Here is a 1,322-nt window from a genome sequence, read left to right as displayed (position 1 = left end):
ACACCCGCCAAGCCGCACGACGCTTCTTCAAAAACGACACCCACTCCATCGTCGTGAAAACCCTCCAACTCCTCGCGGCGAGGGGCGAGGTTGACCCGAGTGCGCCGTCGTACGCCATTGACCGGTACAAGCTCCTCGACGTGACTGCCGGCACCACCGGCGGGGCGGGCGGCGACAACTAAGCCCGGCAGGTCTCTGCAAAAAGGAATCGGCGGTAGTGCTCCTTGAGCACTACCGCCGATTTATTTCTACGCTCCGAGCGAGCGCCGATCCACCACGAATCCTGTGGCCGCATTCTCCCTGACCGCATTGATGCCGGCCACAAGGGCCGCGATATCCGGGAACTTGGGCGACACCGCCACTACCGTTCCATCATCGGCCTTCAACCGGAAACGGAATGATTGCTCCCCAGCTGCCAAAATTTCGAAAATGCCAGACATAAAACCTCTTTCCACCGCGGATGCGTCATTGCATCCCCTTCGATGACCACTGACTCTCGTGAAGTCCATAAGAGAATATCGGCCACGGAAGCCTGCCAGAAGGCCTACCCACGGGTAATATTCAACCTTTTTCGGTAGACCTATATCGGAAAGCAAGGTGAGCCTAGAGACCTCGCGAAGGCACATGGATAAGGTGAACCCCATGAACGATTCCAGCCCCGCGCATACCGTCGGTGTGCTGTTGGCCGGCGGTGCAGGAACCCGCCTGGGCCTCGGCCCGAAGGCGCTGCTGCCTTACCGCGGCCGGACCTTGGTGGAGGTACTCGCCAAGACGTTGCTTGACGGCGGATGCAGCGAGGTAGTCGTGGTGCTCGGTGCTGGAGCCGGCGATGTCCGCCGCGCGGCGGACCTGGGAGGGTATCTCGTGGTGGACAACCCGGAGTGGGCTTCCGGCATGGCCAGCTCGTTCCGTACCGGTGTTGCGGCGGCGACACATGGCCACAACGTCATGGTGGCCCTGGTGGACCAACCCGGGGTGACTCCCGCCGTCGTCGCCAGGCTCCTGGCGGCCCACCAGGCTGGCCGGGTGACGGCTGCGGGGTACGCCGAAGCCCCCTTCGAGGGCGGCCACACGACAAAGCTAAGGCGCGGCCACCCCTTGATCATCGACGCCGGCCTCCGCGCCGAGGTCGCCGAGTCCGCCGTCGGCGACGCCGGGGCACGTCGTTTCTTCAAGGCGCACCCCGGGCTGGTGGAGGTCGTCGACTGCAGCGATCTGACCGACGGAGCCGACGTGGACACGAAGGACAAGCTGCACCTCCTCGGCGACTAGACGATATGAGGGGTTGCAGGTCCTTCCCGTCCGGTTCGGCCATTTTCGCC

Annotated in this window: 3 protein-coding genes; 2 read left to right on the top strand and 1 reads right to left on the bottom strand. The window is 63.7% G+C overall.

The annotated features are described in order from the left end of the window. Window positions 1-182 (top strand): hypothetical protein (locus QRN45_RS20050; RefSeq protein WP_284764439.1); only part of this gene is annotated, 182 nt, incomplete at its 5' end. A 66-nt stretch (window positions 183-248) separates the two neighbouring features. Here the strand turns inward: QRN45_RS20050 and QRN45_RS20045 are convergent. After that, entirely contained in the window at window positions 249-440 is a 192-nt protein-coding gene (locus QRN45_RS20045; protein WP_059389468.1) for a YegP family protein, read from the bottom strand. A gap of 202 nt (window positions 441-642) precedes the next feature. Between QRN45_RS20045 and nboR the strand changes: the two genes are divergently transcribed. Continuing rightward, window positions 643-1,272 carry a nicotine blue oxidoreductase gene (gene nboR / locus QRN45_RS20040; RefSeq protein ID WP_284764438.1) on the top strand — a complete coding sequence of 210 codons (630 nt, stop codon included), beginning with the start codon at window positions 643-645 and terminating at the stop codon, window positions 1,270-1,272. Window positions 1,273-1,322 lie beyond the last annotated feature (50 nt).

The sequence above is a fragment of the Arthrobacter sp. efr-133-R2A-63 genome, assembly GCF_030209795.1.
In the GTDB taxonomy this organism is placed as follows: Bacteria; Actinomycetota; Actinomycetes; order Actinomycetales; family Micrococcaceae; genus Arthrobacter; species Arthrobacter bambusae_A.
The sequence above is the reverse complement of the archived record's forward strand: the minus strand, read 5'-3'. Positions and strand labels throughout refer to the sequence as shown.